Source organism: Nocardia sp. NPDC055321 (assembly GCF_053645575.1).
The window spans coordinates 253,861-278,842 of sequence record NZ_JBSHMS010000005.1 but is presented as its reverse complement, the minus strand read 5'-3'; the positions used below and the strand labels follow the sequence as shown (position 1 = coordinate 278,842).

25 protein-coding genes are annotated in these 24,982 nt (G+C 64.1%); 9 read left to right on the top strand and 16 right to left on the bottom strand.

From position 1 onward, the window contains the following. The first annotated feature begins 30 nt into the window (after nt 1-30). Nucleotides 31-501, top strand: coding sequence for a hypothetical protein (locus ACWIGI_RS10435; protein WP_454202071.1), 471 nt, complete (start codon nt 31-33; stop codon nt 499-501). Between the two features lie 59 nt (nt 502-560). On the opposite strand, the gene ACWIGI_RS10430 is transcribed toward ACWIGI_RS10435, so the two are convergent. After that, on the bottom strand, nt 561-2,030 hold the full coding sequence (locus ACWIGI_RS10430; RefSeq protein WP_454202070.1) for a potassium transporter: 1,470 nt from the start codon (nt 2,028-2,030) through the stop codon (nt 561-563). Nucleotides 2,031-2,446: 416 nt separating this feature from the next. On the opposite strand from ACWIGI_RS10430, the gene ACWIGI_RS10425 reads away from it, so the two are divergent. Continuing rightward, the gene (locus ACWIGI_RS10425) at nt 2,447-2,800 is read left to right on the top strand and encodes a gamma-glutamylcyclotransferase family protein (RefSeq protein ID WP_454202069.1); all 354 of its coding nucleotides are present in this window, start codon (nt 2,447-2,449) and stop codon (nt 2,798-2,800) included. 1 nt (nt 2,801) lies between these two features. Here the strand turns inward: ACWIGI_RS10425 and ACWIGI_RS10420 are convergent, their stop codons facing one another. The 3 genes from ACWIGI_RS10420 to ACWIGI_RS10410 form a co-directional block, all read right to left on the bottom strand. Continuing rightward, entirely contained in the window at nt 2,802-3,494 is a 693-nt protein-coding gene (locus ACWIGI_RS10420) for a pyridoxine/pyridoxamine 5'-phosphate oxidase (RefSeq protein ID WP_454202068.1), read from the bottom strand. 234 nt (nt 3,495-3,728) lie between these two features. Further along, entirely contained in the window at nt 3,729-4,694 is a 966-nt protein-coding gene (locus ACWIGI_RS10415) for a DUF2804 domain-containing protein (protein ID WP_454202067.1), read from the bottom strand. A 212-nt stretch (nt 4,695-4,906) separates the two neighbouring features. Next, nucleotides 4,907-5,539: a TetR/AcrR family transcriptional regulator gene (locus ACWIGI_RS10410; protein WP_454202066.1), complete on the bottom strand. Its 633-nt coding sequence runs from the start codon at nt 5,537-5,539 to the stop codon at nt 4,907-4,909. Nucleotides 5,540-5,614: 75 nt separating this feature from the next. Here ACWIGI_RS10410 and ACWIGI_RS10405 point away from each other — a divergent pair, with 75 nt between their 5' ends. Both ACWIGI_RS10405 and ACWIGI_RS10400 read left to right on the top strand, forming a co-directional pair. Then, a complete protein-coding gene (locus ACWIGI_RS10405) occupies nt 5,615-5,998 on the top strand; it encodes a DUF1761 family protein (RefSeq protein ID WP_454202065.1) in 384 nt (127 codons plus the stop codon). A gap of 21 nt (nt 5,999-6,019) precedes the next feature. Next, the gene (locus ACWIGI_RS10400) at nt 6,020-6,307 is read left to right on the top strand and encodes a DUF1905 domain-containing protein (RefSeq protein ID WP_379000291.1); all 288 of its coding nucleotides are present in this window, start codon (nt 6,020-6,022) and stop codon (nt 6,305-6,307) included. 31 nt (nt 6,308-6,338) lie between these two features. On the opposite strand, the gene ACWIGI_RS10395 is transcribed toward ACWIGI_RS10400, so the two are convergent. Next, the gene (locus ACWIGI_RS10395; protein ID WP_454202064.1) at nt 6,339-7,226 is read right to left on the bottom strand and encodes an alpha/beta fold hydrolase; all 888 of its coding nucleotides are present in this window, start codon (nt 7,224-7,226) and stop codon (nt 6,339-6,341) included. 86 nt (nt 7,227-7,312) lie between these two features. Here ACWIGI_RS10395 and ACWIGI_RS10390 point away from each other — a divergent pair, with 86 nt between their 5' ends. Next, the gene (locus ACWIGI_RS10390; RefSeq protein ID WP_454202063.1) at nt 7,313-8,047 is read left to right on the top strand and encodes a helix-turn-helix transcriptional regulator; all 735 of its coding nucleotides are present in this window, start codon (nt 7,313-7,315) and stop codon (nt 8,045-8,047) included. 133 nt (nt 8,048-8,180) lie between these two features. Next, nucleotides 8,181-9,098 carry an alpha/beta hydrolase gene (locus ACWIGI_RS10385; RefSeq protein WP_454202062.1) on the top strand — a complete coding sequence of 306 codons (918 nt, stop codon included), beginning with the start codon at nt 8,181-8,183 and terminating at the stop codon, nt 9,096-9,098. Between the two features lie 10 nt (nt 9,099-9,108). On the opposite strand, the gene ACWIGI_RS10380 is transcribed toward ACWIGI_RS10385, so the two are convergent. Further along, entirely contained in the window at nt 9,109-9,681 is a 573-nt protein-coding gene (locus ACWIGI_RS10380; RefSeq protein WP_454202061.1) for a hypothetical protein, read from the bottom strand. 171 nt (nt 9,682-9,852) lie between these two features. On the opposite strand from ACWIGI_RS10380, the gene ACWIGI_RS10375 reads away from it, so the two are divergent. Beyond that, nucleotides 9,853-10,275 carry a flavoprotein gene (locus ACWIGI_RS10375; protein WP_454202060.1) on the top strand — a complete coding sequence of 141 codons (423 nt, stop codon included), beginning with the start codon at nt 9,853-9,855 and terminating at the stop codon, nt 10,273-10,275. Here the strand turns inward: ACWIGI_RS10375 and ACWIGI_RS10370 are convergent. Then, complete coding sequence (locus tag ACWIGI_RS10370) at nt 10,251-13,607, bottom strand: NERD domain-containing protein (protein ID WP_454202059.1); 3,357 nt, start codon at nt 13,605-13,607, stop codon at nt 10,251-10,253. The genes ACWIGI_RS10375 and ACWIGI_RS10370 overlap by 25 nt on opposite strands. Nucleotides 13,608-14,165: 558 nt before the next feature. Here ACWIGI_RS10370 and ACWIGI_RS10365 point away from each other — a divergent pair. Further along, the gene (locus ACWIGI_RS10365) at nt 14,166-14,666 is read left to right on the top strand and encodes a hypothetical protein (RefSeq protein WP_454202058.1); all 501 of its coding nucleotides are present in this window, start codon (nt 14,166-14,168) and stop codon (nt 14,664-14,666) included. A 407-nt stretch (nt 14,667-15,073) separates the two neighbouring features. After that, the gene (locus ACWIGI_RS10360) at nt 15,074-16,309 is read left to right on the top strand and encodes a site-specific integrase (protein WP_454202057.1); all 1,236 of its coding nucleotides are present in this window, start codon (nt 15,074-15,076) and stop codon (nt 16,307-16,309) included. 42 nt (nt 16,310-16,351) lie between these two features. On the opposite strand, the gene ACWIGI_RS10355 is transcribed toward ACWIGI_RS10360, so the two are convergent. The 9 genes from ACWIGI_RS10355 to ACWIGI_RS10315 all read right to left on the bottom strand — a co-directional run bounded on the left by ACWIGI_RS10355 (nt 16,352) and on the right by ACWIGI_RS10315 (nt 24,956). Continuing rightward, nucleotides 16,352-17,311: a hypothetical protein gene (locus ACWIGI_RS10355; protein ID WP_454202056.1), complete on the bottom strand. Its 960-nt coding sequence runs from the start codon at nt 17,309-17,311 to the stop codon at nt 16,352-16,354. 71 nt (nt 17,312-17,382) lie between these two features. Next, nucleotides 17,383-18,219 (bottom strand): SDR family NAD(P)-dependent oxidoreductase, encoded by an 837-nt coding sequence (locus ACWIGI_RS10350; RefSeq protein WP_454202269.1) that lies wholly within the window; start codon nt 18,217-18,219, stop codon nt 17,383-17,385. A gap of 51 nt (nt 18,220-18,270) precedes the next feature. Next, complete coding sequence (locus ACWIGI_RS10345; protein WP_454202055.1) at nt 18,271-18,804, bottom strand: hypothetical protein; 534 nt, start codon at nt 18,802-18,804, stop codon at nt 18,271-18,273. 40 nt (nt 18,805-18,844) lie between these two features. Next, nucleotides 18,845-19,834, bottom strand: a complete 990-nt coding sequence (locus ACWIGI_RS10340; RefSeq protein WP_454202054.1) for an MlaD family protein — start codon at nt 19,832-19,834, stop codon at nt 18,845-18,847. Then, the gene (locus tag ACWIGI_RS10335; RefSeq protein ID WP_454202053.1) at nt 19,831-20,865 is read right to left on the bottom strand and encodes an MlaD family protein; all 1,035 of its coding nucleotides are present in this window, start codon (nt 20,863-20,865) and stop codon (nt 19,831-19,833) included. The genes ACWIGI_RS10340 and ACWIGI_RS10335 overlap by 4 nt, the downstream gene beginning before the upstream one ends. After that, complete coding sequence (locus tag ACWIGI_RS10330; RefSeq protein WP_454202052.1) at nt 20,862-21,932, bottom strand: MlaD family protein; 1,071 nt, start codon at nt 21,930-21,932, stop codon at nt 20,862-20,864. The genes ACWIGI_RS10335 and ACWIGI_RS10330 overlap by 4 nt, the downstream gene beginning before the upstream one ends. A gap of 32 nt (nt 21,933-21,964) precedes the next feature. Further along, nucleotides 21,965-23,008 (bottom strand): MlaD family protein, encoded by a 1,044-nt coding sequence (locus ACWIGI_RS10325; protein ID WP_454202051.1) that lies wholly within the window; start codon nt 23,006-23,008, stop codon nt 21,965-21,967. After that, complete coding sequence (locus ACWIGI_RS10320) at nt 22,996-24,003, bottom strand: MlaD family protein (RefSeq protein WP_454202050.1); 1,008 nt, start codon at nt 24,001-24,003, stop codon at nt 22,996-22,998. The genes ACWIGI_RS10325 and ACWIGI_RS10320 overlap by 13 nt, the downstream gene beginning before the upstream one ends. Then, nucleotides 24,000-24,956, bottom strand: coding sequence for an MlaD family protein (locus tag ACWIGI_RS10315; protein ID WP_454202049.1), 957 nt, complete (start codon nt 24,954-24,956; stop codon nt 24,000-24,002). Before ACWIGI_RS10315 ends, ACWIGI_RS10320 begins: the two co-directional genes overlap by 4 nt. Nucleotides 24,957-24,982 lie beyond the last annotated feature (26 nt).

Sequence of the window (24,982 nt, the reverse complement as noted above, 5' to 3'; positions counted from 1 at the left end):
AACTGCGACGGAAAAGTACAGATGAAGCAAATGAGTTGGGCCGCAGCAACAGTGGCGATGCTGGCGATACCCGTCGCCACGGCGGCGACGGCGTCGGCCGCGGTCGACAATGTCAACCTGGTCCAGATCTACACCGGCGCCGGCGACTGCGAGGGATCGGGCAATACCTGCACGATCTTCGTGTCGACCAGCGGCGCGGACGCCCTGGCGCCGGTCACGATCACCTTGAACGGACAGCAGGTCGGCACGTTCACCCCGCAGGCCGGGTCCGAGGCCGGCACCGGGCTCGTCGAGCACATCCATCGCACGAAGCTGCCCGAAGGCATCTACAGCCTCACCGCCACGCAGGGGTCGTCGAGCAAGTCGACGACGGTGCAGAACTGCGGCAGGCAGCCGACCGGGAGTTCGACCGCCTCGGCCCAGTGCACGGGGAACAGCGCGCTCGGGGCTTTGCTGATGCCGCTGTTCATACTCAGCGGGTCCGGGAAAGCACAGCTCTGAGTTCTCGTCGAACGCCCTTGGCGGAGTTGCGCACTTGAACGTTCGTCGACCCGACCAGGTCAGACAACCGGCCCGCAGTGCACACCGAAACGCTCGCCCATCGTCTCGAGAGTCCGCCGGTTGTGTTCGCGGTCGCGCCGATGCGTCCGTGCGAAGTGCGCCGTGTCGGCCATGCGCCGGTGCATCGGGTACCACCGGTCGAAATCGAGCCCGCACCGCAGGAACACGGACGCGCCGAGTGCCTCGTAGATCAGGCTCAGGTTGTGGAGGTGCAGCGCCAGGCCGGAGTACGCGAGCGGAGCCGCGGTGCGGGTCCTGGCCCGCATCTCGTCCGCGTCGACCGCGTACAGCGGCACTTCGCGGAGCTTGTCACGGAACATCAAGTGGGTCAGGAAGTATCCGCCGAAGGAGAGGAATCCGAAAGTCGCCGAACGCGTTTGAATCGAGAGCACGGATCCGCTCGGCGACACGTACGGTTCGTAGGGGGTATCGGTGTGCAGTAGGTAGCCGGTGCAGTTCACGATCCAGCTGCCCGGCGGTGTCGTGACGGTGTCGCCGTTGCGGAACTCGAGCTCGACGCCGTTCGCGCTGTCGACCGCGTCCCGCAGGTGACCCATGACCACCGTGTGCAGTCCCGCGCGGATGGTCCGCTGCTCCGCTTCCGACAGCAGTCCGGCGAAGAAGTTGTCCGCCCGCGGGGTCACCGACAGCCCGGCGTGGGCCAGCAGCCAGTCCTGCACCTCGGCTTCGTTGGTGCCGTCGAATTGCCTTGCGATGTCCATGAACAGGCGGTTGGGCATGACACCGCCCCACCACCGGCGTGCGCCCGGCGGCACCATGCGATCGCGATCGAGGAAGACGGTCCCTGGCCCGGCGATCAGGTTGACGTCCCGGTTCGGGCTCGCCGCGATCAGCGCGGCCGCGGTGTCCATGGCGGTCTTGCCGCCGCCGACGATCCAGACGGGTGCGTCGCCGGCGGCGATGTCGCCGGCGCGCACATCGCAATAGTTGGGCGACACCGACCGCACCCGGGCGCTCGACACGGTCAACGGGTCCATCGGCGCGACGTTCACCCCGAAGGCCTTGATCAGCCTGGTGGCCCTTATCTCCAGCGGCAGCCCGTCAGGCCCGGTGCAGCTGACCCGCACGCCGTTCCCGGTCTCCTCGTGCGAGAGGTAGTCACACCCGAAGAACTCCTCGACGCGCACCCGCTGCCCGATGACATCGACGCAGTGCGCGAAATGGTCCAGAACCTCACTCCTGCTGGCGAGGTAGGACCGATCCTCGTGGAGAGTCCACTTGATATCGCCCGCGGTGAACAGCGAGTGCGGCTGATGCAGCCGGACGTACGGGTAGGCGTCGACCCACATGCCACCGGCCCGCGGGTGCCGGTCCACCAGAATGATCGTCTGGTCGCGGCTCAGATATCGGCTCGCGACGAACAGGGCGTTGAGTCCCGCGATCCCGGCGCCGACGACGCACACGTCGCAGGAGTGCGTGGGGATCGGATTCACGTCGGAAGATCTCATGGCAAACTCCCTGCTATCAGTAATGAGACCACCGGGTAGCAGGGCTGTCAACGGCGCGAATCGCCTGTTCAATGGCTGGCGGGATCGTGCGGCGTCGAGGCGGGTTGCAGTGTCCGTGCTCCGCGGTGAACGGGTTTCGAACCCACCCGGATTTGATGCTCAGATGCGCATATAGACCTACAGGCACGCAGGTCGAGGCACTCCCGGCTCGGCGCGCTGCCGACGAATGCGGTGTTCGAGCGCTCACCGCTCGAGATCCCCGATCGTGTCCACGCGATCGCCTACACGGCCATCCTGGTCGTCGTTCTGATCGCGGTGGTCACGACCACGGTGCTGTGACGACGGTGTCGGACCGACCTCCCGCTCGCTGACCCCTCGATCGGCCCGGGCGCGGCGGCGGTGTATGAGTGGCATCCATGACCGACATCTTCCTGTTCTCCTACGGAACCCTGCGGCTGCCCGAGGTCCAGCGCACGATCTTCGGGCGCGAACTCGACGGGCAGTCCGACGAGATCGTCGGGTACGAGCTCGGCGAACTCGTCATCACCGACCCCGCGGTCATCGCCACCAGCGGCAGCGACGTGCATCCGATCCTGCTGCCCGCACCCGACTCTCCCGGGGTCGCGGGAACCGTGTTAACGGTGTCGGAAACGGACCTCGCGGCCGCGGACGCCTACGAGGTCGCGGACTACACGCGGGTGCTGCTGCCGCTGCGGTCCGGCCGCAAGGCGTGGGTGTACGTCCTCGCCTCCGCCGCCGGCGGGCTGTAGCTCAGGGCCACAGCCGCTCTCGCGACCACGCGCCATCCACGAGGCGATAGGACAGGCGATGGTGACGGCGCGCGGGATCACCCTGCCAGAACTCCACCTCGGTCGCCTGCAACGCATACGAGATCCACTGCGCGGGAACATGACCGGGTGAACCCGCGAGAGCGAGCGCGGCGACGGCGAGTGCGTCGTCCAGTTCACTCGGATCGGTCATCGGCCCGCTCTGCCGCCCGGTCAGCGCCATCGCCCGCGAGCCGATCGGCCGTGCACGGAAGTCCGCCTCCGCGACATCCCTTCCGTCGGCGACCACCGGCCCCGACACCCGGACCTGCCGGACCAGCTGTGGCCAGTAGAAGGTCAGGGACGCCACCGGACGCTCGGCGAGCTCGCGGCCCTTGCGGCTCTCGCCGTGCACCGCGAAATGCCAGCCCGTGCTGTCGAGATCCTTCAGGATCAGCACACGGGCCGAGGGAATACCCTGCTCGGTCACCGTGGACAGGGTCATCGCGTGCGGCTCGGTGACACCGGATTCGATTGCGGTCCTGAGCCATTCGACGAAAAGCCCCGCCGGGTCGTCGGGAGCGGCAGACGTATCGAACGGTGGCGCTTCGCCTTTGAGTACCGGAAGCTCGCGCAACAGCTGTCGCACTCCGACCGGCGTCCCCAGAGCCGCTGTCCGAGAATTCCTCACGACCATATAGACATCTCCCCCGGGGCCGGATTCGACCGTCGAGCCGTCCCCACGACGATCATGCTCGCTGTCGCGGCGAAGCGCACCCCGGGCTCGGCGGTCTCCGGCCCGGAGGCAGACGCCACCGCTCCTCCAGGGGTTCGGAGTTCGATAGGTAGCGCGAAGGCCTCAGCACGCAATGATGCTGGTGCGCAACGATAATCGTGACTGATGCATCGGTACCGATCCGTCAGCACCCGATCACCAGCGGTTGCGCGCTTCCTCCGCCCAGCCGACGACATCGGACAGGTCCAGCCACCCGGCGTCCGCGCGCACCCGGCCCGCGAAATGACCGAAGCACTGGTGCGTCTCGCCCGCGACGACGATCAGGTTCGACGTCGCGACCCGCTCGTGGAACGGCCGGAACTCCACCTCGACCCGCTCCCCCGTGATCGACCACGGCGCCAGCCAGTTCGAGGTGTCGTACTCCCAGCGCAGCTCCTCACCGATCTTCTGGACGCGACCGTCGACCATGATCGCGTTCTCGGTGCTGCCCGTCCCCTCGGTCCACTTGCCGCCGAACTGGATTCCCAATCCCGGCCGCCAGCCCGCCGCCCAGTTCCACGTCATCGAGTACGGCCACTTCCCGCGGCCGTGGTCGAGCACCGCGAAAGCCTCCTCGATCGGATACACCTCCGACCCGAGGGTCAGCGTCCCGGACGCGGGCCGCCCGACATCCTTGACGGTGTACTGGAAACGCCGCTCGCTCCATGGCACCACCACACCCAGCGACTCGTGACCGGCCGGCCGCGGCACCCGCACCGAGACCCGCACGCCGCGGGCGCTCGCCTCGACGGCGCTGCCCGCCTCGTCCTCCCGCAGTTCGATCTCGACCCCGCCACCACGCGCGGAGGTCACACCCACGCCGCTGCGCTCGGCCAGCACCGTGCCCCGGGCCAGCGGCACCACCGCGTCCCGCACGGTCTCCTCGCCGGTCTCCCGGTCCAGCACGTAAATCCCGTGCACCCCCGCGTAATCCAGCGAGGACGCAACTATGCCGACGATGTGGCTCGGCGTGACGATCCCCCAGTACTCCCACCGTTTGCACCGCCCCCAGCCCCGCAGGTTGGCCCGGTGCAACGGCTGCCGCGTCCACCCGACCGCCGCCGGGTTCAGCCCGCCGTCGGGTCGACACAGGTCGACCGGCGCGGTGATCTCACGCTCCAACTGTGCCTCCGACCGCTCACGGCGCTGTCACGCGCACGATGTGTGGACACGTCCGCGTGTTCGAGGACCGCGCCCGTCTCGCACAGTACGCGGCGCTACGCCTGGCCCGAGGGCTCGCCCTTCGTCGCCGACGGCACGCGCTCTCACGGGAATCGCGTCGGCTTCGGGGGCTTGGCTTCCGTCGGATGGAAAACGTTGTGCCCGAGAGGGCTTCATGAGGTCCGGCGTGGCTCAACTGGGCTGTAGGCGGCCAAGAAGAGATCGATTGCCGCGTCGGCCGCGTTGGCGGGTGGGGCATCGGCATCGAGGATCCGGGCATTCAGGGGCGCGCCCACGACCAGCCAGGTGAGCTGTTCCGCTGCCGTCCCGGGGTCGGGGATCCGCAGCATTCCGCGCGCGTCCAGTGCACGTAGCGTCGCCGCGAGGTCGGTGAGGTTCCTGCCCCAGCTCTCGTGCAGATAGGTCTGCCCGATCTCGGGTCTGCGGGCGGCCTCGGCGGTGACCAGGCGGCGCATTTCGACCACCACCGGCGAGAGCACGCCCGCCAGCAGCGTTCGCGCCCAGGCGAGCAGGCCCGCGCGGATGTCCTCGGCGGACTCCAGCGCGGTCAGCGCGGGCCGCATCGCGTGGCGACCGGCGGCCGCCCAGTCCTGCACGACCGCGGCGAACAGCCCGGCCTTGGACGGGTGTTCGCGGTAGAGCGACGCCTTGGAAATCCCTGCGCGGGAAGCGATCTCGTCCATCGACGCGCCCGCGAACCCGAATTCCAGGAACACCTCACGGGCCACGGCCAATAGTTCGGTGCCGGATTTCCCGGACGGACGGCCACGGCGTGCACTGCTCATGACGGGCATTTTAGTACTTGACAGTACTCAGAAGGAATTCTATTTTAGTACTACCCAGTACTAAGGAGTGTCGCCATGATCGTCGTAGCCGGCGTGGTAACCGCAGCGATCGTCTCGTTCCTGGTCAGCGCGATGCTGTACGCGGCACCGCCCGTGGCCGCGCTGATCTCGCGAACGAGCACCCCACGGCCCGGAATCGGCGTGCCGGCACAGATCGGATTCGTGATGCTGCGCGGACTCGCCGCGGCCGCGGTACTCGCGACGTTGCTCATCGTCGGTGACCGGCATGGCGTCGGATCCGGGGCCGCGCTGGGCGCCCTGGTCGCGGTCCTGCCGGTGACCATCCTCAGTGGCGCCGTCGTCCACGAGAACGTTCCCATCCCGACCGCGCTGGTTCACATGTCCGACTGGATCCTCAAGCTCGTGATCAGCGGCGCGGTACTCGGACTGTTCATCTGAGCCGAACTCGACAGGAGCATCATGACCACCGCACCTGGACCACTCGACATCACCTTCAACGCCGTCCTCGGAAAGGTTCGGGCGGGCGACACGTGGACGTGTGTGCAACTCCCCGACTCGGCCCGCATATTCGGGACCCGGGGGTTGGTCAAGGTGAAAGGGACGGTGGACGGTGTCGCATTCACCTCCTCGTTCATGGCGCTCGGCGACGGCACCCACAAACTTCCCGTCGCCGCCGCTATTCGACGGCAGATCGGGAAGGGTGACGGGGATGAGGTCACCGTGCGGCTGACCGAGCGATTATCTTGAGCGGCTGTTTATTTCGTGGTTCAGGCGCTCATCAGGGTCGAGCAGACACCGTCCGCGCAATGATGTCCGCAGCGACGCGGTCTGGAACTTCGATGTGCGGGCAATGACCTGCGTCGGCGTACTCGACCAAGTCGACATCGGGTGGATCGCGCCGCAGTTCGGTGGCGATCGCCGCGCCGGAGACCGGATCTCGCATCCCCCACAGGAACGAGAGCGGAACATCGGTGGTGGCCATCGCGGTTTCGAGGCGCTCACGGTTCGCCGCGCGTTCCGGGATGTACCGCAGCAGGCGACGGTGAATGTCCCGGCCAGGAGTGCCGGTGCGCAGTGCTCGGTAGTGCAGCGCCGCGACGGCGGGGTCCAGCGGGTGCGAATCCGAGAACACCTCGCTCCACGACCGAATGAACAGTCGCTCGTTGAGCGCGTATGCGAGCAATTTGCCGATGCCGGGTACGAGGGTCAGCTTCTGAATGGGTCGCGGGCGGTACAGCCGGGCATACAGCCCGTGGTTCAAAAGCACACACCGCGTGATCGTGAATGTCTTGACGGTGCGGGCCACCAACTCGGCGGCGACGATCCCGCCATAGTCGTAAGCGACCACCGACGTGTCCTGGATTTCGAGCTTGGCCAGGAGAGCCTCGACAAGGTCCGCCTGCTCGAAAATGCTGTACCGGTGATCGGCCGGTTTCTCGGTCGCGCCGTAGCCCAGGAAGTCGAAGGCCACGACGGTATGCCGTTGGGCCAACCCCGGTTCCAGCTCCGCCCATTCGAACGACGACGCCGGAAATCCGTGCATCAGCAGTAGCGCGGGCCCGCTGCCCGAGACACGGACGAATACTCGCCGCCGTGCCCCGCGAACAATCAGTTCGATCATCTCGCCGCCGTCGTGCCACCGGCGCAACGCATCTGGTTCGGACACCATCACTGCCTCTCCCACCGCGCACGACACCGTGTCGGGCGCGCCCGTATCGTCACAGTCATGGGTGGTGGGGCGCTTCCAGAAACATGTGGTCGATCGTGACGCCTATGGCATGGGTGCGGGACGGGCACTGCCTCTACCTGGGTCCGCCACCGAGGGGCGACTTCCATTCCACCGCGACCGCGCAACTTGTCGTCGGTGTGGACGCGCCGGTGGTTTTGCAGGCCGACGGACTACCGGATATCGCTGTCGGCAGCGCGGTGATTCCGGCTCGCACGACCCATCGGGTTCATGCGCTTGGCGATTGCGTACTGCTCTGCTATTTCGACCCGGCAGGGAACCGGTCCGCCCGAGATTTCGCGAGTCTGCGGGATATGCACGGGCCCATGGGAATCGGCCACCCGCGGGAAGAATTGTTGATCGACGCGGTTTCCCACAGGGCGGTCGACGTCGATGCCTTGCTGGGGTTGGCGAGCCTGCCGGACGGGCGCCCGATCGACTCGCGAATCCCGTTGGTGGCCGGGCTGATTCGAGCCGATCCCGCGCTGGCTCATCGCGCTGCGGCCCATGCGGCGGATCTGGGTCTGTCGACCTCCCACTTCCTGCGGTTGTTCGGCGAACAGACCTCGACCAGCTACCGCCGATACATCCAGTGGGCTCGGATAGTGCACGCCGCCACCGCGGTATCGCGCGGCTGCGACTTCTCCCGCGCGGCGAGCGATGCCGGGTTCTCGTCGCCTTCGCACTTCAGCGATGTCTTCCGAGCGGTGTTCGGGGTCACCCTCAGTTCGTTGGTGGGGTCGGGTCTTCAGTTCGGGTGATCAGCGTTATGGACTTCGAGGTTCGCCCGTCGACGTGTCGGTCCGCACTCCCGGCCGTCGCGAACCTGCCGAATCGGCCGTGCCGAAGGGGCCGCGATGCCGAGGAGACTGGCGATCCGTACGGTGATCATCCATGGACCTCGGACTCGCCAATCTGATCAATCCTCGCCTCCTGCCTCTGGTTGACGACTCACGCTCGTTCTACGAAAAGCGCACCGCCGGAAGAGGTCCCAATGGCGTGGAGGAGCTGCGCGCGATGCGGGCCGGCGCCGCCAAGCCTGCCGTCGCGAGTCCGCCGCCTGCGGAGGGGCTCGCCACCGCAAACGGACGCACCGTCCCGGTGCGGATCCACACTCCGGTGAACGCCGCGCCGAAAGGCGTGTTCCTGGAACTCCACGGCGGCGGCTTCTACATGGGTTCGGCCGCCGGCAGCGACGTAGCCAACCGCCGCCTCGCCGATGCCCTCGACGTCGCGGTTGTCAGCGTGGACTATCGCCTCGCCCCCGAACATCCCTGGCCGGCCGCTCCGGACGATTGCGAGACCGCCGCACTCTGGCTTGTCGAGAACACGCAGGACCGCTTCGGCACGACGAAGCTCGCCGTCGGCGGGTTCTCTGCCGGTTCGACACTCGCGATGACGACTCTGCTGCGCCTGCGCGATCGCGGGGTAAGCGAATTCACCGGCGCCGTACTGCAGTTCGGGACCTACGACCTGAGCGCCCAGACGCCGGCCGGACGCCTGATCGCCGACGAATACTTCCTCGCGGCCTACGCCGGGTCGGCTCCGGATCGCACGCACCCGGACATCTCACCGATCTACGCCGACCTGTCCGGCCTGCCGCCGGTCCTCATGGTCGTCGGAGACGGCGACATCCTGCTTCACGACAATCTGGCCATGGCTGCACGATTGTCGGCGTCCGGGACGGAGGTGGATCTCCGCGTCTATCCTGGCTCACCCCACGGGTTCACGGGCCACCCGACTCGGATAGCGCAGGCGGCGCTTGATGACATCCATTCGTGGCTCGACGGGCGTCTAAATTCGACGCTCTAGCGGCTGCGGATTACTGTGCTCGAGAGGGCCTGACCGAAATTGATTGTCTGCCGAGGAGTCTCGTTTGCTCGAGCTTCAAGCGAGCGAAGCGGTCCCTTGTGTAGTCGTGTAACTCCTGTGCCGGGAACTTGATGTTCGAGGCATAGCTTCCCAGGTCGCCTTCCGACCAACGAGCGAGCGCGACTTCGTACCCGGACACGTGAGCACAGAGCTCGAGCAGAACGGGGGGCATCTCGGACTCGAGAAGAAGATCTGCTTTGGTGACGACGACTTCGCGCATCGCTTTGATGTTGGGTATGAACACGGTTGTCGCCCACGATCGCCACTCAGCCAGATCCTGCTCGGCGGGCACATCCACGTCACAGATGGGGCAACGGCCATCCGCCAGTGCGAAACCGGCGTGAAAGGCGTCGAACGTGCGTTGATTCGCCTCCATCAGCGCAAGGAGGGGGCCGTAGAACTCGCTCAGCTGCTGGTTGATTCGCGTCAGGCGAGCCTGCCGCTGACCCATGCGAAGGCTGTTCAAGTACGTGGCCAGATAGCCGACGAACGCCAGCCCGACGGTCATTCCCACTTTGACCATAGGAACAATGATAGAAGAGTTCAGCACAGACAATCCTCACGATTTGCACTGCGCCGCAACGATTTCGATCGAGAAGCTGTGCCGCATCGGCCATTGAAGCGGAGTGACCGCGTTTCAGGCCGTGCGGGCTTTGCCCCCTGGTGCGGCATCTGCAGCTGAGACCATGGACACATGAACGAGCACGGCGCCCCGGTCCTGTACGCCCTCGTAACCGGCTCACCGCCCGCACGCGACGTCGGCAAGCTCGTCGCCATCGCTCAGGCCGACGGCTGGGACGTCTGCGTCATCGCCTCGCCGGATGGCAAGCGGTTCATCGATGTCGACGCTCTCACCGTCAAAACCGGCCACCCCGTGTACAGCGAGTACGCGGAGTTCGAGCAGCCCGGACTGCTGCCGGCGGCCGACGCGATGATCGTCGCACCCCTTACCTGTAACTCGCTGGCGAAGTGGGCGGTCAGGATCGTCGCACAACATTATTCGAGGAGTGAGAACTCCTTGCGAGCCGAAGATGCCGAGATCATCTGCACGGGTGCAGTATTCGCACGCAGCTCCGTGATCAACCAGTGGCGCTATATTCGGCGCGACTCGATCTGACGCAACGCGTCCACTACATCCGACGCAATCTCGGTATCCTCAAGATGCCGCTCGATCACAGCACGAGTTCGGTCATCCCCGATCGTGCTCAGTGCATACAACAACCCGCGACGTGAACTCTGCATGTGTTTACCCACAGCAGAATTCAACTCCACCCAATGGTCCAGCGCCCATTCAAACAGTGCTTGGAGCTCAAGTGGATACACCCGCTCCAGCATCTGATAGGCAGACGTGCGGCCGTTTCTGGACCAGCTCTGCGCGGTGTGCAGTCGCAGCAATGCGTCGACGGCAGTAGAGCGAAATTCACCTTGCAATTGGCGCCACACCTCTGGATCGGGGCCAGCCTCAGCCCCGACGAGCAATGGGAAGATGAGCTCATCGATCAGGCGCCATGTGCGGGCAATGTGGTCATCGGCTGCTGATGTGGAAGCAGGAAGGCTATCCTCGATCACCGCCCATCCTCTCATCGCTTCCAGATGTGCGCGTACGCCCTCATGCGAGACAGCGCAATCACTCGGCGGGCTCGCAACGATATGCGCGATCAGCTGCACGTGCGCAGGCTCGGCAACGTCAATATGGTCCGCAATTCGCGCAACGGCCCAGTCCCGCATGATCGAACCGAGAGAATCCTCATTAGCCAGAGCAACTGCGCACAGTTGTATCAACTGCCGCGGTGGGAGCGACCCGATCACTTCCGACACCGGACCGAAAATCGCCTCGTCCTCGAACTGCCGACACAGGATCGATCGAGCCAAGCCGCTGGCATCAGGATTGTCGGGATCGTTCAGGACACTGTCAATCTCCGCCAGGATATCCTCCTCGGTGCCGATCGGCTCGATCGCACCACACGCAGCCAGCGCCTCCACACGCAAGCTCGACAAAGCCCAGTTGCCGCGAGTATCTATCTCTTCGAGCAGCTCGAGCAAGCGCCTCCGCGCCGACTCATCGTCGGCCCGGCGAGCACCCGAGCCTGCCGCCTCCAGCGCCTCCAGTCGCAAGTGATAACCACCGACGGTCCAGGCATCGGAGAAAAGATCTGGCAGGATCTCCGAGTCCTGCTCGCTGACCGGGTTCAGAACAATTAGCGCAGCCGACAAGCGGCACCAGCGAGGTGGCGCCGAAGTAGCGAATCGAAGCAGACACGCACGCGCCGACTGGTCCGAGCGACCCCACATCTGATGACGCACCCCGTACAGCGAGCGCAACACGATGGTTCCCGGCAAGTCTCCCACCACCAGTGTCTCGCTCGATGCACCTATGCCTCCCGCGAGGGACAGTCCAGGGGTACAGGTGCGAGCCACGACGGGCGAGATTGGGTCGGTAACGCCGTCGCGTTCCAAGGCTATGATGGCTTCGGCAACAACGGAATCAGTCGTATCCAGCAACGCGCAAACTTCTTGAACCAAAACACCTTCGAACAAACACCGACCTGCCGCTTGCAGGAGCGCCGTTTGCGTCGCATCGATCGGCGGCCGCTCCCAGTGGCCACCGAACATGGCAGACCTATCCGTGTCGTGCTTGAGAAAGAAGCTCGCCGCAGTGGTGACCGCGGTCAGTGTGCTCAGCACACGTCGAATCTCGCCGAGCACGCGCAGTTCAGTCGCCGGACCATAGCCACCGCAAGCGGCTTTCGCGAGCAGGTCTGCTCGATGGCTGGCGACCAGCGCCTCCACACGCCGTGCAGGGTCAGGTTCAATCTCGAATACCAGGTCACTCAGGTCGGTCAGTGAGGCCAAGTGCAACGCCTCGCCCAACGCGTGTCCATCGTTCGCAGCATAGGTCAGATGCTGCGCAGCCAGGAAACGCGCCAGGCTCTCATGCGTGAAGGACACACGTTGGGGACCAACCCGTAACAGCTTGCTGCGCAGCAGAATATCGACTTCGCTGGCAGTCACAGACCGCCCTAACTCGGCGAAGGTGGCCGATCGTAGTTGGTTGAGGTGCAGGGACAAACGCATCCCTTTGTGCATTGTCACCGCCAACGCCCGCAGTTGATCACGTTCAACCTCAGAGCCACTCAGACGCCGCAGGTAGGTGTCGACGACATCGACCGGCCCGGCATCGGGGGCAAGCTCGCTCGCGCATTGAGATGCCATCGCAAGCTCCCACGCGGTAGTGAACCCCTCAGTGCCGTGCAGTTGCGGCGCACCGTACGACTCAAGTAGGAGATGCCGTTCACGCTCGTCAGGAATCTGACTGATCAATTGCCGAGAACTCTCGATCGGCGGCTGATGCTGATCAGTGACAACCACCGCGCAGGGATGGAGGTTCCGATAGGCACGCACACCTTCGAGCAGCATCCTTTGCTGATCAGCAGTGCATTCCCCGAGGCCGTCTAGAACAACGACGGGAACCTGACCGTGGCGCTGCGCCCAAATGAACAAGTCGTTCCACCGATGAGAGGTAAATCGTGCGACCGCCTTCGCCATCGCGACGCTGAAAGTGTCACCCTCGTAATCCCGACACGAGAGCCACACCGGCACAGCATCGATACGCGTTCGTTGAAGCACCGCGTGCCGCACGGCGTGAGTTTTCCCAGTACCACTGGCTCCGCTCACGGTGACCACGTCCCCCGCAGCTATGCATTCGCCAAGAACATCGACCGCGCTGATATTGTGTCCGGACTCGTCGCACATGCGTAACGGCACCAGACCATGCAAGTCGCGCTCCAGATCCGCATAGAGCCCGCTACGATAACTTGCCAGGGCATTCACGTCCGCCACAGTGGCGTTGGCCTCGTCGCGATTCTGTTGCTCGGCATAGAGTCCCAAACTTTGGGCAACGACCTCCATCTCAGCAGCGTTCCAGCCCGGCGGACAGACACCATTGAGTTCGAGCCTGTCGAGCAGCTCGGCATAGGAGCACATCGAGACATGCCCGAGCGGCTGTATGCGGGACGCTCGTGGGATGTGTGGCTGAAAGCAAACGACGGTATCGATATGACGGAAAAACGCCGACTGCGGCATGGGAAGCTCTGCCGCACGGGCGATTCGCCGCAGGTGATCACTGATGGCGAACGTCGTATCGAGCGCTTGCCGCGATGCATTGCTTACCGTACGAGACTGTCCACCAGGTAGATGCTGCGTCCAATGCCCGTTCGCCGGCCCATCGAGAGGCGACCGCGTGTCCCAGGTCTTCAACTCCACATGAACGAGGCGGTGCCTGGTCCAGATAACGCAGTCCACCTGGCGAGACAGTCGCTCAGGGTCGGCGATAAAATTGGCCAGTACGATCGCTACTACGCCGCGGGCCTCCAGATCAGCACGAAGCCGCCGGAAGAAGCGGGCCTCACCGGGCTCGCGCACAGGTGCGCCAAGAAAGAAGCGTGTCATGTCGCCATTCGACCGGGGTAGCACGACGCTACAGGACTGTTGCGCTAACGGATGACAGTGTCTCACCCACCTATGACATGACGCTCAGATTCCCTCACCAGGAACAACTTTCGCGAACCGTCTGCCGCGATCGGTCCCCGAACCAGCATCAGCCCAGCTGGGAGAAGAGGGCATCCGACTTGCTGACAGCTACATGGGTTCGATGCCCTGCCCGATGGGTGGTAGCCGAGGTGAAGTACTTCGACGCGAGGTCTCAGACGCGGCGTGGCAGCAAGACGAAGAGAGCATCCACACGCTGGCGAGACGGTTCGGGTGGTCGATCGTCCTGAGGCGCGTTCGCTTTCGCACCTGTCTCCCACGCCCGCGACTTCAGGCAGGGTACGACACTCTGGTCCGCAACCGATACCGCGTCGCTTCCATGATCAATCGATTGTTGCCGACACTACGGCATACAACGATCGTCCCTAGCTCTGCCGTCCCGTTTCATCGTCGAATAGCACTGCGTCATACAGCTTTTCGGGGCGGTCGGTTTCCACAGCCGTTGTACCGTCGGATGATATGGGAACTGCGCTTCTGGCAGCGTCATTTGCGATGGCGGGGATCGTGATCGGTCGATTCTGGGATACGCGGACCGAATCGGTGCGCTGGCAACGAGATCAGCGGGCGGCCGGCTACCGCGCCCTGGCTGAACAGTTCCAGCTGGTATGCGAAATGCTGCGGGCGTTGGCACTTACCAATCCGGCCGCCGTGGGTTACACGGACCGAATCGACGAGATTCGCCAGAGCGTGTATCAAGGCTGGGACAGCGCCTACACGGCTGTCTGGCTATACGGATCACCCGACGTGGTCACTGTGGCAGCCGACCTGGACGCCGAGGTGACCCGCCTGTTTTACCGCGTCGGCGAGCAACACCTTGATGTCGCGGAGTGGCAGCAAGCACGAACGGCGGCGCGTGAGGTGTTCGAGAAGTTCATCTTCGCAATTCGCCGCGAAATCCGACTGCCACAGGTGGATGCTCGCTTCTTCTCGTACGTCCACAACCCCGCTGGATCCGGCTAGAACCCCGGGACTCGCTCCAGACTCAGACCGGAAGCGAACTGGTGCGAACCCTCGCCGCCCTGGTTCGACACCTATCGCGGCGCCGGGCCGACCTTCGCGGTGGTGGTCGCACCTTGACGAGCCTCGACACGCGCAACATGCGGTTCGCTAGTGCACGTATCTGGCACGAAAAAGGCTGGCCAGCCACGAAACCGTGTCTGACCAGCCTTTTATCTGTGGTCCCAGCTGGGATCGAACCAGCGAGAATAAGGTTCGCGAATCTGATCGCTATCGGTAGAATATGGCCCTGAACAGCACATATAGGTGTCGCACAACATTGCAGAGGTAGGTACACGTAGGCAGGTTTGGGCTACGCTATTGCACGTATATTGCACGCGCATCGCACAGGATCAGGACACGGAGGGACCATGTCACCGGCAGCGAAGAAGCCCAAAGCTCGCGCCCCGCGGCGAGACTTCGGCCGCATCCGCAAGCTCCCGTCCGGGAGATTCCAGGCCGGATACCTCGGACCGGATCTGCAACTGCACAACGCCGAGAACACCTTCGATACCAAGGCCCGCGCGGAAGGATGGCTTGCGGACGAACGCCGACTCATTGACCTTGACATCTGGAAGCCCCTGAACGCGCGCTCCCCCGAGCCGGCCGAGATCGCCGACGCGATCCTGTTCGGAGAGTTCGCGGAGAAAGTCATCGATACACGGGTCTCACGGCAGGGCAAGCCCTTGGCTCGTAGAACCAAGGACTCCTACCGCTACCTGCTGCGCACACACTTGAATCCGACCTTCGAGCAAACCCCGATCACCGACATCACTCTTGAAATGGTGCGCGACTGGTATGTCGGAGTGTCGCGGATCCGCACCACGGGCCGGAAGGCCAAGCCCGAGACCAAGGCAGCCAGTGACGTTCCCACCGCGCGGGCACGCGCGTACGAAGTCATCCGCATGGTCATGAACGTCGCCGCGGACGACGGCCTCATCGACAAGAACCCCTGTCGGATCAAAGGCGCCACCGCGATCCAACCCGCGCACGACGCGACGGTCCTTCAGCCTCAGGAAATCTCAGCACTGGCCAACGCCATGCCTGCCGAGCTCCGAGCATCGGTGTTACTCGCGGCCTGGTGCGGGCTTCGCCCATCGGAAACGTTCGAACTGAGGCGCCGGAACTTCAACGCCGACTGCTCCATCATGTCCGTCTCCCACGCTGCGACCTATCGTGAACGCCAAATAGTGGTCGACCGCCCCAAAGCCGGATCGACCGGCGAAGTTGTTGTCCCCCAGCACATTCGCTCCGCGATCCGTGCTCACTTAGCGGAGCATGTCGACAACAAGCCGGATTCTCTTCTGTTCCCGGACCCAGACAACGGTGCCACCATGCGCGAGTGGATCTACCGCCGCATCTTCACGAAAGCCTGCGCCCAAATCGGCCGCAAAGGATTCCGTCCCGCGGAGCTCCGGCACACGGGTGGCACTGTCGCGGCGCAGGCAGGCGGCACACTGCCGGAGGTTATGGAACGCCTCCGGCATAAGACACCACAGGCCGCCATGCGGTACCAAAAGATCGCAGCCGGTCGTGCCCAAACACTCGCCGACAACATCTCCAAGCTCGCCCTCGGCCCAAACACCGTACCCGCGCGGAACGAATGAGCCCCCAGCCACCAAAACAGGCGGCCCTGCGTTAACGCGGCTCTACGGTCGGCCGCGCCGCACTCCTGGTGGAGGCTGGCGGTCGTAGCCGTGAAGGAACCCGCCTCCAACGGAGGTAGGGGGTCCATAGAATTTGAGCGTCAACCCGTCTCCTCGAAAAGTACCGACGCTTGCGATCGACGGACTGAACACTGCCGACGGCAGGAGCACGAAGGGCGTGTAGACCGCAGGCGGTGGAAGGAGTTTATCGGGATCGTCGCTCGGGGACTCGACTGCGGGCCCGGCCCCTGATAGGTGGAAGTAGATCCCGATCTCCGGCTCCTCGGGCGCGAGAATCACCGACACAACGTTCTCACCCACCAGTTTTGAAATCGCGCCCGTTTCCCGCACAGCATCAACCATGATCGACCGGAATCGCTCCGGCGACTCGTCTCCCTCCGCTTTGATCCGCTCCCGGGCCCGCTCGATAATTGGTTCGTGTCTATCACCGGCGGCGTTCAGCGCGTAGGCATTCCACGATGGTCTCCGCCCGGGGTCTCCTACGCTGTCCCACCCATTCTTGTTGAATTCAACCTGGAAGGTGATGTGCCGCCACGTCGGCTTGGTGAACTGGAGCCCGGAACCTATCAGAATCAGTTTGTGCTTCTGAGCGGCCGAAGGCAGCCGCTTGAAGGCAGCGTCCACGCCCTCGACAATCCGTCGACCGATCTCCTCGAAATGGATCGATAGAAGCTGGTCACGCCCCCGCATCAGAAACCCGCCATGCGAAAGATCGCTGACACCAGACACGGCCTCAGCAATGAACTGATCCGTTGGGCGACCGTCGAGGTATGCCACTCCTGTGTACCCCAGTACGAGCCAGCAATCAGAACCGACGATGACGATCGTCTTGTTCGCCCGCCTATCGTGCTCAACAACCACGCCGCCGCGTCCGTACGTCACAAGTTGATCGCTTGCGTGAAACGCATGATTCCGAGCCACAGCGGTCAGAAGAAGGGTCACTCAACGATGATAGGAGGACAGGGACGTCCTCCACGGGGCGCGGCCCGGTCAGTACCTGCTCCAGGCGAAGCCTAACGGCCAGCACGCTCGACCAGCCCGAGAGTACGAGCGTAAGTGACCGGTACGAGCCGTTTCGCTCCCCAAACAACTCTCGCATCGAGTTGCGGGAGGACGTACAACTGCCCGCGATCGTGGCCGTCAAGGGCTATGCGCGCTACCTTCGCTGGAGACATCCCGATCCACTTCATCAAGGTCGCCGCCAGCTCGGCGGATCCCGCTGCGATGGCAGGGTTTTCGTTGATCCTGGTCTTGACCAGAGTCGGGCACACCGCGGTGACTGTGATGCCGGTGCCGCTGAGTTCTGCGGCGAGGGTCTCCGACAGGGCGAGTACGCCGGCCTTGCTGACGTTGTAGGCGGCCATCCGTGGGCCAGCGGCGAAGCTCGCGGCGGACCCTACGTTGATGATGCCGCCGGTGCCGAGTTCGTGGAGGCGGGGGACGAAGGTGTGGCAACCATGGATGACGCCCCACAGGTTGATGTTCAGAGTGTGGTGCCAGTCTGATAGCGGTGTTTCGCCGATAGGTGTTCCGCCGGTACCGATTCCGGCGTTGTTGATCACCAGTGCGGTGGGATTGTCGAACCATCGTTCGGCGGCGTCGGCCAGGTCGACGACCGCATCCAGGTTCGATACATCGCAGGGGTGTGCAAGTGCGCGGCCGCCCGCGAGGGTGATGAATGCGGCGGTGTCTTCGGCGCGGCGCGTGTCAATGTCCGAGCAGACGACTCGGCAGCCGCGGCGAGCCAATTCCAGAGCGAACGCGCGCCCGATGCCGCTGCCTGCGCCCGTGACCACAGCATCGATGTCGCGAGTGCGGTGTGCATTGCCGGCGAATGGAAAAAGTCTCATCGAATACCTCAGGTGCTGTGACATGTGCTGGGCCATTGCATATTTCGTTGATCAGCGTGAAGGAAGGGCACCTTCCATGCCGCCGACGTCGGTGATCTGCCACGAAGAGTTCTTGTCCACGGTGACGGTGTAGGTGACAGTCGTTTGCGTGCTGTCCGGAGTTTGCGCACTCGTCGAGGTGACGTTGAGGAAGACGTTGACCTTGTAGATTCCGTTGGTTTCGGAGGCGACCGCGGCGTCGATCGCCGAACTCGTCGAGGTCCATTTCAGAGGTACCAGGAGCTGTTGCAGCTTCGGCGCGGTGGCATCGAACTTATTGGCCAGCTGTGGCGCTGTATTGGCTTTGAGCTTTACCAGCCAGGGATCGACGTCTTGGTAGTTGATGCTCGAGGCGCCGACGGCGTAGTCGGTGGCAACCTGTTCGGCACGCCGCTCGTCGGCGGTGCGGTCGTTTTGGCTGTTCAACTCACTGCGGGCGGACCACAGAAACCCACCGAGAACGCAGGATGTCACTATCAATCCAGCGATGAGCATCCCGAGGATACCGGTGGACCTGTGGAACGAAATGGTCTTCTCTGCTGCCATGTTGTGCTCCAACCTTGTTGCGCCCCAGTACAGCTCGGAGCTATTTCACGTTGATCTGCAGGTGAACGGCTCCGTCTGCGGATGTCGCGTTCAATGCCTGGGCTATCAGGCTGCTCAAGTCGATCGGCGGGATCGCCGCGGTGGTGGTTGCGGCGAGCGGCTGGATGACCGGCGCCAGTTGTTTGATGTCGGGGCCGACTTCGTCGATGTAGGTGGTGAGTTTGTTCAAGAACGGGATGACGCCATCGCCGGTCGTGTAGTCGTCCGGGACGTTGCCGATGACGGCGAACCGGGCGATGGCGTCGACGACTTCGCTGACGCGTACTCCGAACTTGCCCCAGCGAGGGCCGGCCGCATTCAGGGAGGGACCGGTCCATTGCATGTCGGATCCGATGGCCTGCAAATCGGTTAGCAGACCGCGTATTTCGGGGGTCCGGCTCAGTATGGTCGCGGCGAGCAGGTTTGTGGATCGGGACAGGGCAGGCATGACGGTGTCGAGTCCGGACAGCCCGGAGCTCACCGTATGCACCAGCGAGGTAATGGCTTCGGGGTGAAGTTGGTTCATCAGATTGGTGACTGTGCGCGCGACATCGGGGATCGACAGCGGCATCTGGATTGTGGCGGTGTCAATACGCTGGCCGTCGGTGAGGAACGGGCCTCGGGAAGTGGCTGGCCGGAAATGGACGTACGGTTCGCCGAGCGCCGAGAGGTTCTCGATGGTCACGGTGCTGGCGGTGGGGATCCGGTAGTGGTCGTCGATACGCAACTCGACCTGAACGCCGACTGAGGTGGTCTCTACCGAGGTGATTTCACCGACCTTCACTCCGGTGAGCAGTATCGGCGAATGGGGGCTGAGGCCACCGGAGTTGGTGAGCTGCATGGTGGCGTGCGTGTAGTCGGTGAACCAGTCGACGCGCGCAACTCCGAAGGTGAGATGACCGATTCCGGCGGTCAGGATCACCAGGATCGAAGTGATCGTCAGCGCCGAGGTCGGCTTGATCGGCCGCAAGCGAGCCACAGCGCCCTTCATCGGACCGCTCCGACCATGCGCAGTGTCTCCAGGATTCGGTCGATCTGATCGTCCTTGGAGACACCGAGGTCGACGGAGACGATGTTGACAGCAGGGCGCTCGGAGAACGGGATCACTTTGTCCCGCAGCAATGCAACCAAAGCGTTCAGGTTCGACGGGGCGTTCAGATCCAGTGGATGGTTGGTGAAAGCTAGTGGCACAAACGCTTTCGCTGCCGCATCGCCCGCGGTGACGAGCGGGGTGAGCCACTCGAGCGAATGCGCGACTTGACCGAGTGCACCGAACATTCCCAGCGTCGCGACCAGTGAGTTCGTCGAAGCGAGAGCTTGCGCGGCGCCGGCATCGGTGAGCAGCGCCGCGAGCTCGGGCCCGGTGTCGAGAACGACACCGGTGTCGGCCTGCAATCCGTCCAGGAACGCATCAACCTGATCGAGGTTCGCCGCGACGTCGATGAAATTCGCGCCCAGCGCGGTGGATATGCGCGCGGTTTCGGAGGGCTGCTGTGGCAGAACCACATTCACGCGATTGACGATGTCCTGGGCTTGGTTGATCGCGCCGCCACCGACGAAGGTCGCGATGCTGGCCATCGCGTCTTCGATCTGAGGCGCGGGCCGGGTCTGCTGTAGCGGGATCGTGGCATCGGGCTGCAAGGTTCCGGCGCTCGCGGGCGGGGCAGTGCTGAGCGCGATGTACGTGTCGCCCAGGACGGTGGCCTGCCGCAACTGGGCGGTCACATTCGTGGGAAGCCGGACCGATTCCTCGATATCGACCGCGGCGACGACAAAGGCTTCGCGAGTCGGCGAGGGGTCATGCAAGGTGAGGCTGTGCAGTATCCCAATCTGCACACCGTTCGACGCGATCTTCGCGCGAGCAGGCAGGTTGAGGACATTCGCGAATTCGATGTGGATCCGGTACGTCGGCCCCGACACGGTCGTGCCGGGCAACGGAATCGACGACGGATCAAACGCACAGCCGCCAAACAGAAGGGCCGCGGAGGCGATCAGCGCGGAACGTGCGAGTCGGCGGTTCATGGATTACCTGCCAGTCCGAGAACGAGGGGAATGAGAGCAAGTCCGGCGAGTCCGTCCGCGGCCGAGGAGCAGCGCCCGGGCGTGAGGGCGTTGATCGCAGCGCACACGCTCTCTGCCTGCCCTGGTGGAAGAGATAGCCGCGGGAGCGCATAGGTCAGGACGGGGCGACCGGTGCCGGGATCGATGCTCCGATCGAAGGCGCCTGCAATCGGCGGGATCATCCCGACGATGCTTTGCAGCGAGCCGACATTGGCCGCGAGTAGCCGCAGGGCAGGAACGCTCGCGTCCAGGACCTCCCGGATCGGCGCACCGAAAGTGGTGGTGATGTCGTTGAGCAGCGGTATCAGTACTCGCAGCGAATCGACGATCTCGGTGATCGGAACCCACATCTTCTCGTTGACAAATTCCAGGGTGTCCGAGAACGGGAGCAGTAGCGCTTTGATGTCGCCCCACCCGGTGGAGGCACTGTGCGCCAGCGAGCTCAGCGCATCGATCAGTTCTCCGATATGCCCGATCGCGGCGTCGGGTGAGCTCAAAGCGACACCGAGTTGTTTGATGAGCTGGTTGATGCGCGGCCCGGTTCCGGTGGTGGCGGCATCGAGCGCCGAGATCGCTTGGCGGACTTGACCGGACTGAGCAGGGTCTGTGCCTCCGCCGAGTTCGTCGGCGAGCTTGCCCAGCGCGTTAATGGTTTGGGTCATGCTTTTCGGGGTCAGCGTGCGGGTCAGGCAGGTCCGCGAATCCCATTCGGCGCCACCGTGTTCGCTCAGGACCTCGAGATCCCGGTCCGCGACGAGGGTGTGCGAAACGGTCGTCGCACCGGCCTGCCCGCGCAGCGGATGAGCCGCGTCGACCTCGAAATCGACGCGGACCTTCTCCCCCACCGGCTCGATTCCACTTACGCTGCCCACCGGCACACCGGACAATGTGACGTGATTGCCGACGTAGAGCCCGATCGCGTCGGGCATCAACGCGCAATAGGAACGCATCTCCTTGTCGGTATCGAAGATCAGGCTGTAGCCGGCGAGAACCACTGCCGATAGGGCAGTGACGGTGGCGATGGACATGAACCCTCGTGTCGCTAGGAACCGGCGCAGCATCAGCACGCCCTTCCCGGGACCGGGATACACAGCGCGGCGAGGTCGAGGACGGCCGCGGAATGGTCGAGGCCGAGTTCACCGGCGGGGGCGATGAGAGGCTGCAACCGTGCGAGCATGTCGTGAACGCTGGCGGCGGCCTCTCCGAGGCGTCCGCCCAGGCGCTGGAGCTCGGGTAGGGCGGCCCCGAGTTTTCGAGCCATCGGCTCGAGGGTGGTGTCCCACGCCGGGCCGATCGCGGCCAGGCGCGAGAGCGCTTCGTCGGTGATGCGCAGCGCCTCACCGATCTCCGCTTGCTTGTCGATCACCACGGTTTGCAGCAGGTTCAATTTGGCGACCAGCTGCTTGACCATCGACTTCGAGGTGTCGATCGCGGTCAGGTATTCATCAGCCACGGTGAGTGCGCGCGAGACCTGTTCGTTCTGCTTGACCAGGATGCCGGCCAGTGAGTCGATCGCGGTTCCTGCCCGGCGCAGGCTGTCGGGGCTCGCGGCGATCGAGGTGTGCAGGGCTGCCAGGTTACGGCGCAAGGTGTCGCCGTCGATCGTGCGCAGCGGTGTGGCAGCGTCCTGAAATGCCTGTGCGAGGTTATAGGGCAAGCGCACACGCTCGGCGGGAATGGCTTTGTCACCCAGCGCAGTAGCTCCCGCGGAGGTCAGGGCCACGTAGTGACCGCCGACGAGGGTCAGCATCTTGACCTCGAGGGTGCTCTGCTCGCCGACGAACACCTCCTCGCGCACGGTGAACCGCATCCGCACGCGGTCATCGTCCTGCAGTTCGATCGAGTCGACGGTGCCGACCGAGATTCCCGCGATGCGGATATCGTCGCCCGCGCGCACCGAACCGGCCTCATCGAGCATCGCGGTGTACCTCGACTCCCCGATCGGCAGAACGTAGAACAGTGCGCTGGCAATCAGCATGAGCGACACCACGACAGCTCCGACGATGCCCAGCCGCAGATCCGAGCGCGCGGACTGTTCGTCGGTAGGAATCGCGGTGGCTCGGCGCCGGACCGTGTCGAGCAGCATCGTTTTCATCGCTGGCATATCGAGATCCTTTGCCCCTGAAGCAGAATCTGTAGTGGTGCTGGTGCGGCTGCGGCGCCATGGGAGCAGGCCAGGTCTACGCCTGGACCGGTGTCGGGGATGAGCGCGGTGAGCGATTGCACCAGGGCGGGTAGTCGGCCCAGTAGTTCTACGGCCTGCTCCGGATCGGGGAACAGCACGCTGATGAGGTGATCCAGGTCCGGGTTGGCATCGGGTGTGAGCCCGAGGGTCTCGAGCAGACTGTTGATGGGTGTGAGCACGGGTGGCGCGGTCAGCGCGAAGTCGACGACACCGTCGAATTTGGCTTGCAGTGTGGTGAATACGGTGGTGAGTCCACGGATGAGCGTCACCAGGTGGGTCGAGCGGCCGCCGAGTTGGGTGGAGATGTGGTCGAGGTTCGCCATCAGCGTCGAGATGACCGTCTGCCGGTCGGTGACGTAGTCGCCGAGCTTCGCGATCGCGTCGAGAGCCGGCCCGATACCGGTGTCGTTTCCTTCGATGACCGCGAGCATGGACTCGGCGAACTGATTCAGCGCAGTTGGCGAGAACTCCGCCAGCACCGGCTGGAGCCCGTTGAACAGTGCGGTGATGTCGAACGACGGAATGGTGTGCTCGGTACCGATTCTGGCGTCATGCCCCAACGGGGAACCGGGCTGCTTGGGCTGAACGACATCGACATAGCGTTGGCCGGTGAGATTCTGGTAACGCACAGCCAGCGTGCTCGTGTCGTAGAGCTCGTGGTCCCGTTGGACGGTGACACCGACCTCGGCAACGTTTCCGACCAGGTCGATAGTGGCGACTTTTCCGACATGAACTCCGTTCATGCGTACGTCGTCGCCGGTCTTGAGTCCGTTCGCATCGGTGAATACCGCTGTGTAGCTGTGGGTATCGCCGCTCACGGGCCGAGTGATCGCGTGAATGACGCAGGTCAGCAGCAACGCCGCGACAGCAACAAAGGACAGCAGTTTTAATGCCAGAGCGAATGCCGGTCTCATCGCCCACCGCCGAGCCCCGGAGTACTGCCGAGCAGTGGTACCGAGATCGCGGGCATTCCGCGAAGAGTGAGTGCGAGATCCAGGGCCGTACCCGCCGGGGTCTCGGTGAATGCGCTGTTGAGCCGAGCGATCAGTTCCTGCAACTGCGCACTCGACAAGGCAGGGTCAGGCACCGTACGCGCAAGCTGTGTCAATAGTGGAGTCGCCATGTCGGTGTAGTCGGTCCCGTATCGCTGCGCGGTGAACAGCAGCCCGGCCAGACCCGGAAACAGTTCGTTCACAGCGGTTTTGATCGTCACGTCGAACAGAGGCCGCCGCGTCTGAAGGATGTCGATGTTCGTGAGTGTGTCGAGTATCTGCACCGTGCCCGCGATCATCGGGGCACCACCGGCAAGGGTCGAGGCGTACTGGTTCAACAGGAACGACGCCGGCAGCTGCTGGGTGTCTGCGACGGCACGACCGGTAGTGATCATCGCTTCCAGCAAGGGGGTGAATGCTTCCAGATCCGCGGCCAGTGTCGCCAAGGTCTCGGCCAGTTCGGGGGTGAGCACCTCGGTGGTGGTGCGCGACAGCGACCGAATCAAGTTGCCCATGGTGACATCCTGAATTCGCTGGGCCCGATCCCCGGTCAGGTCGATCAACTGGCCGTCGCGCAGCGGTGTCCCACCCACCCACCGTTCGATGCCCAACTCGCTGATACCGAATAGGTTCGATGGCGCGTAGCTGACGTGCAGGCTGTCGGTGACCCCGCGCAGGCGATCGCTGTCCAAGCGCACGGTGACCTGCTGGCGCCCGGCGTCACCGATATCGATGGACTCGACCGAGCCGACTTGGACGCCGTCCAGTCGAACCGGCGTGCCGGCGACGACACCGTCTCCTACTTGTTCGGTGACCAAGACCAGCCGCAAACGCTCATCCTGGTTCATCTGCCCGACCACCGCTGCGGTGCCCACCCCTGCGAGGACCGCGACAGCGGCCA

Excerpts from the sequence above, each read along its gene's own strand:
- ACWIGI_RS10385 (WP_454202062.1), top strand. The coding sequence starts at position 8,181 with ATGGACCTCGGACTCGCCAATCTGATCAATCCTCGCCTCCTGCCTCTG.
- ACWIGI_RS10430 (WP_454202070.1), bottom strand. The coding sequence starts at position 2,030 with ATGAGATCTTCCGACGTGAATCCGATCCCCACGCACTCCTGCGACGTG.
- ACWIGI_RS10375 (WP_454202060.1), top strand. The coding sequence starts at position 9,853 with ATGAACGAGCACGGCGCCCCGGTCCTGTACGCCCTCGTAACCGGCTCA.
- ACWIGI_RS10380 (WP_454202061.1), bottom strand. The coding sequence starts at position 9,681 with ATGGTCAAAGTGGGAATGACCGTCGGGCTGGCGTTCGTCGGCTATCTG.
- ACWIGI_RS10340 (WP_454202054.1), bottom strand. The coding sequence starts at position 19,834 with ATGAAGGGCGCTGTGGCTCGCTTGCGGCCGATCAAGCCGACCTCGGCG.
- ACWIGI_RS10425 (WP_454202069.1), top strand. The coding sequence starts at position 2,447 with ATGACCGACATCTTCCTGTTCTCCTACGGAACCCTGCGGCTGCCCGAG.
- ACWIGI_RS10350 (WP_454202269.1), bottom strand. The coding sequence starts at position 18,219 with ATGAGACTTTTTCCATTCGCCGGCAATGCACACCGCACTCGCGACATC.
- ACWIGI_RS10370 (WP_454202059.1), bottom strand. The coding sequence starts at position 13,607 with ATGACACGCTTCTTTCTTGGCGCACCTGTGCGCGAGCCCGGTGAGGCC.
- ACWIGI_RS10365 (WP_454202058.1), top strand. The coding sequence starts at position 14,166 with ATGGGAACTGCGCTTCTGGCAGCGTCATTTGCGATGGCGGGGATCGTG.
- ACWIGI_RS10360 (WP_454202057.1), top strand. The coding sequence starts at position 15,074 with ATGTCACCGGCAGCGAAGAAGCCCAAAGCTCGCGCCCCGCGGCGAGAC.
- ACWIGI_RS10325 (WP_454202051.1), bottom strand. The coding sequence starts at position 23,008 with ATGCCAGCGATGAAAACGATGCTGCTCGACACGGTCCGGCGCCGAGCC.
- ACWIGI_RS10335 (WP_454202053.1), bottom strand. The coding sequence starts at position 20,865 with ATGAACCGCCGACTCGCACGTTCCGCGCTGATCGCCTCCGCGGCCCTT.
- ACWIGI_RS10420 (WP_454202068.1), bottom strand. The coding sequence starts at position 3,494 with ATGGTCGTGAGGAATTCTCGGACAGCGGCTCTGGGGACGCCGGTCGGA.
- ACWIGI_RS10320 (WP_454202050.1), bottom strand. The coding sequence starts at position 24,003 with ATGAGACCGGCATTCGCTCTGGCATTAAAACTGCTGTCCTTTGTTGCT.
- ACWIGI_RS10405 (WP_454202065.1), top strand. The coding sequence starts at position 5,615 with ATGATCGTCGTAGCCGGCGTGGTAACCGCAGCGATCGTCTCGTTCCTG.
- ACWIGI_RS10330 (WP_454202052.1), bottom strand. The coding sequence starts at position 21,932 with ATGTCCATCGCCACCGTCACTGCCCTATCGGCAGTGGTTCTCGCCGGC.
- ACWIGI_RS10400 (WP_379000291.1), top strand. The coding sequence starts at position 6,020 with ATGACCACCGCACCTGGACCACTCGACATCACCTTCAACGCCGTCCTC.
- ACWIGI_RS10345 (WP_454202055.1), bottom strand. The coding sequence starts at position 18,804 with ATGGCAGCAGAGAAGACCATTTCGTTCCACAGGTCCACCGGTATCCTC.
- ACWIGI_RS10435 (WP_454202071.1), top strand. The coding sequence starts at position 31 with ATGAGTTGGGCCGCAGCAACAGTGGCGATGCTGGCGATACCCGTCGCC.
- ACWIGI_RS10390 (WP_454202063.1), top strand. The coding sequence starts at position 7,313 with ATGTGGTCGATCGTGACGCCTATGGCATGGGTGCGGGACGGGCACTGC.
- ACWIGI_RS10410 (WP_454202066.1), bottom strand. The coding sequence starts at position 5,539 with ATGAGCAGTGCACGCCGTGGCCGTCCGTCCGGGAAATCCGGCACCGAA.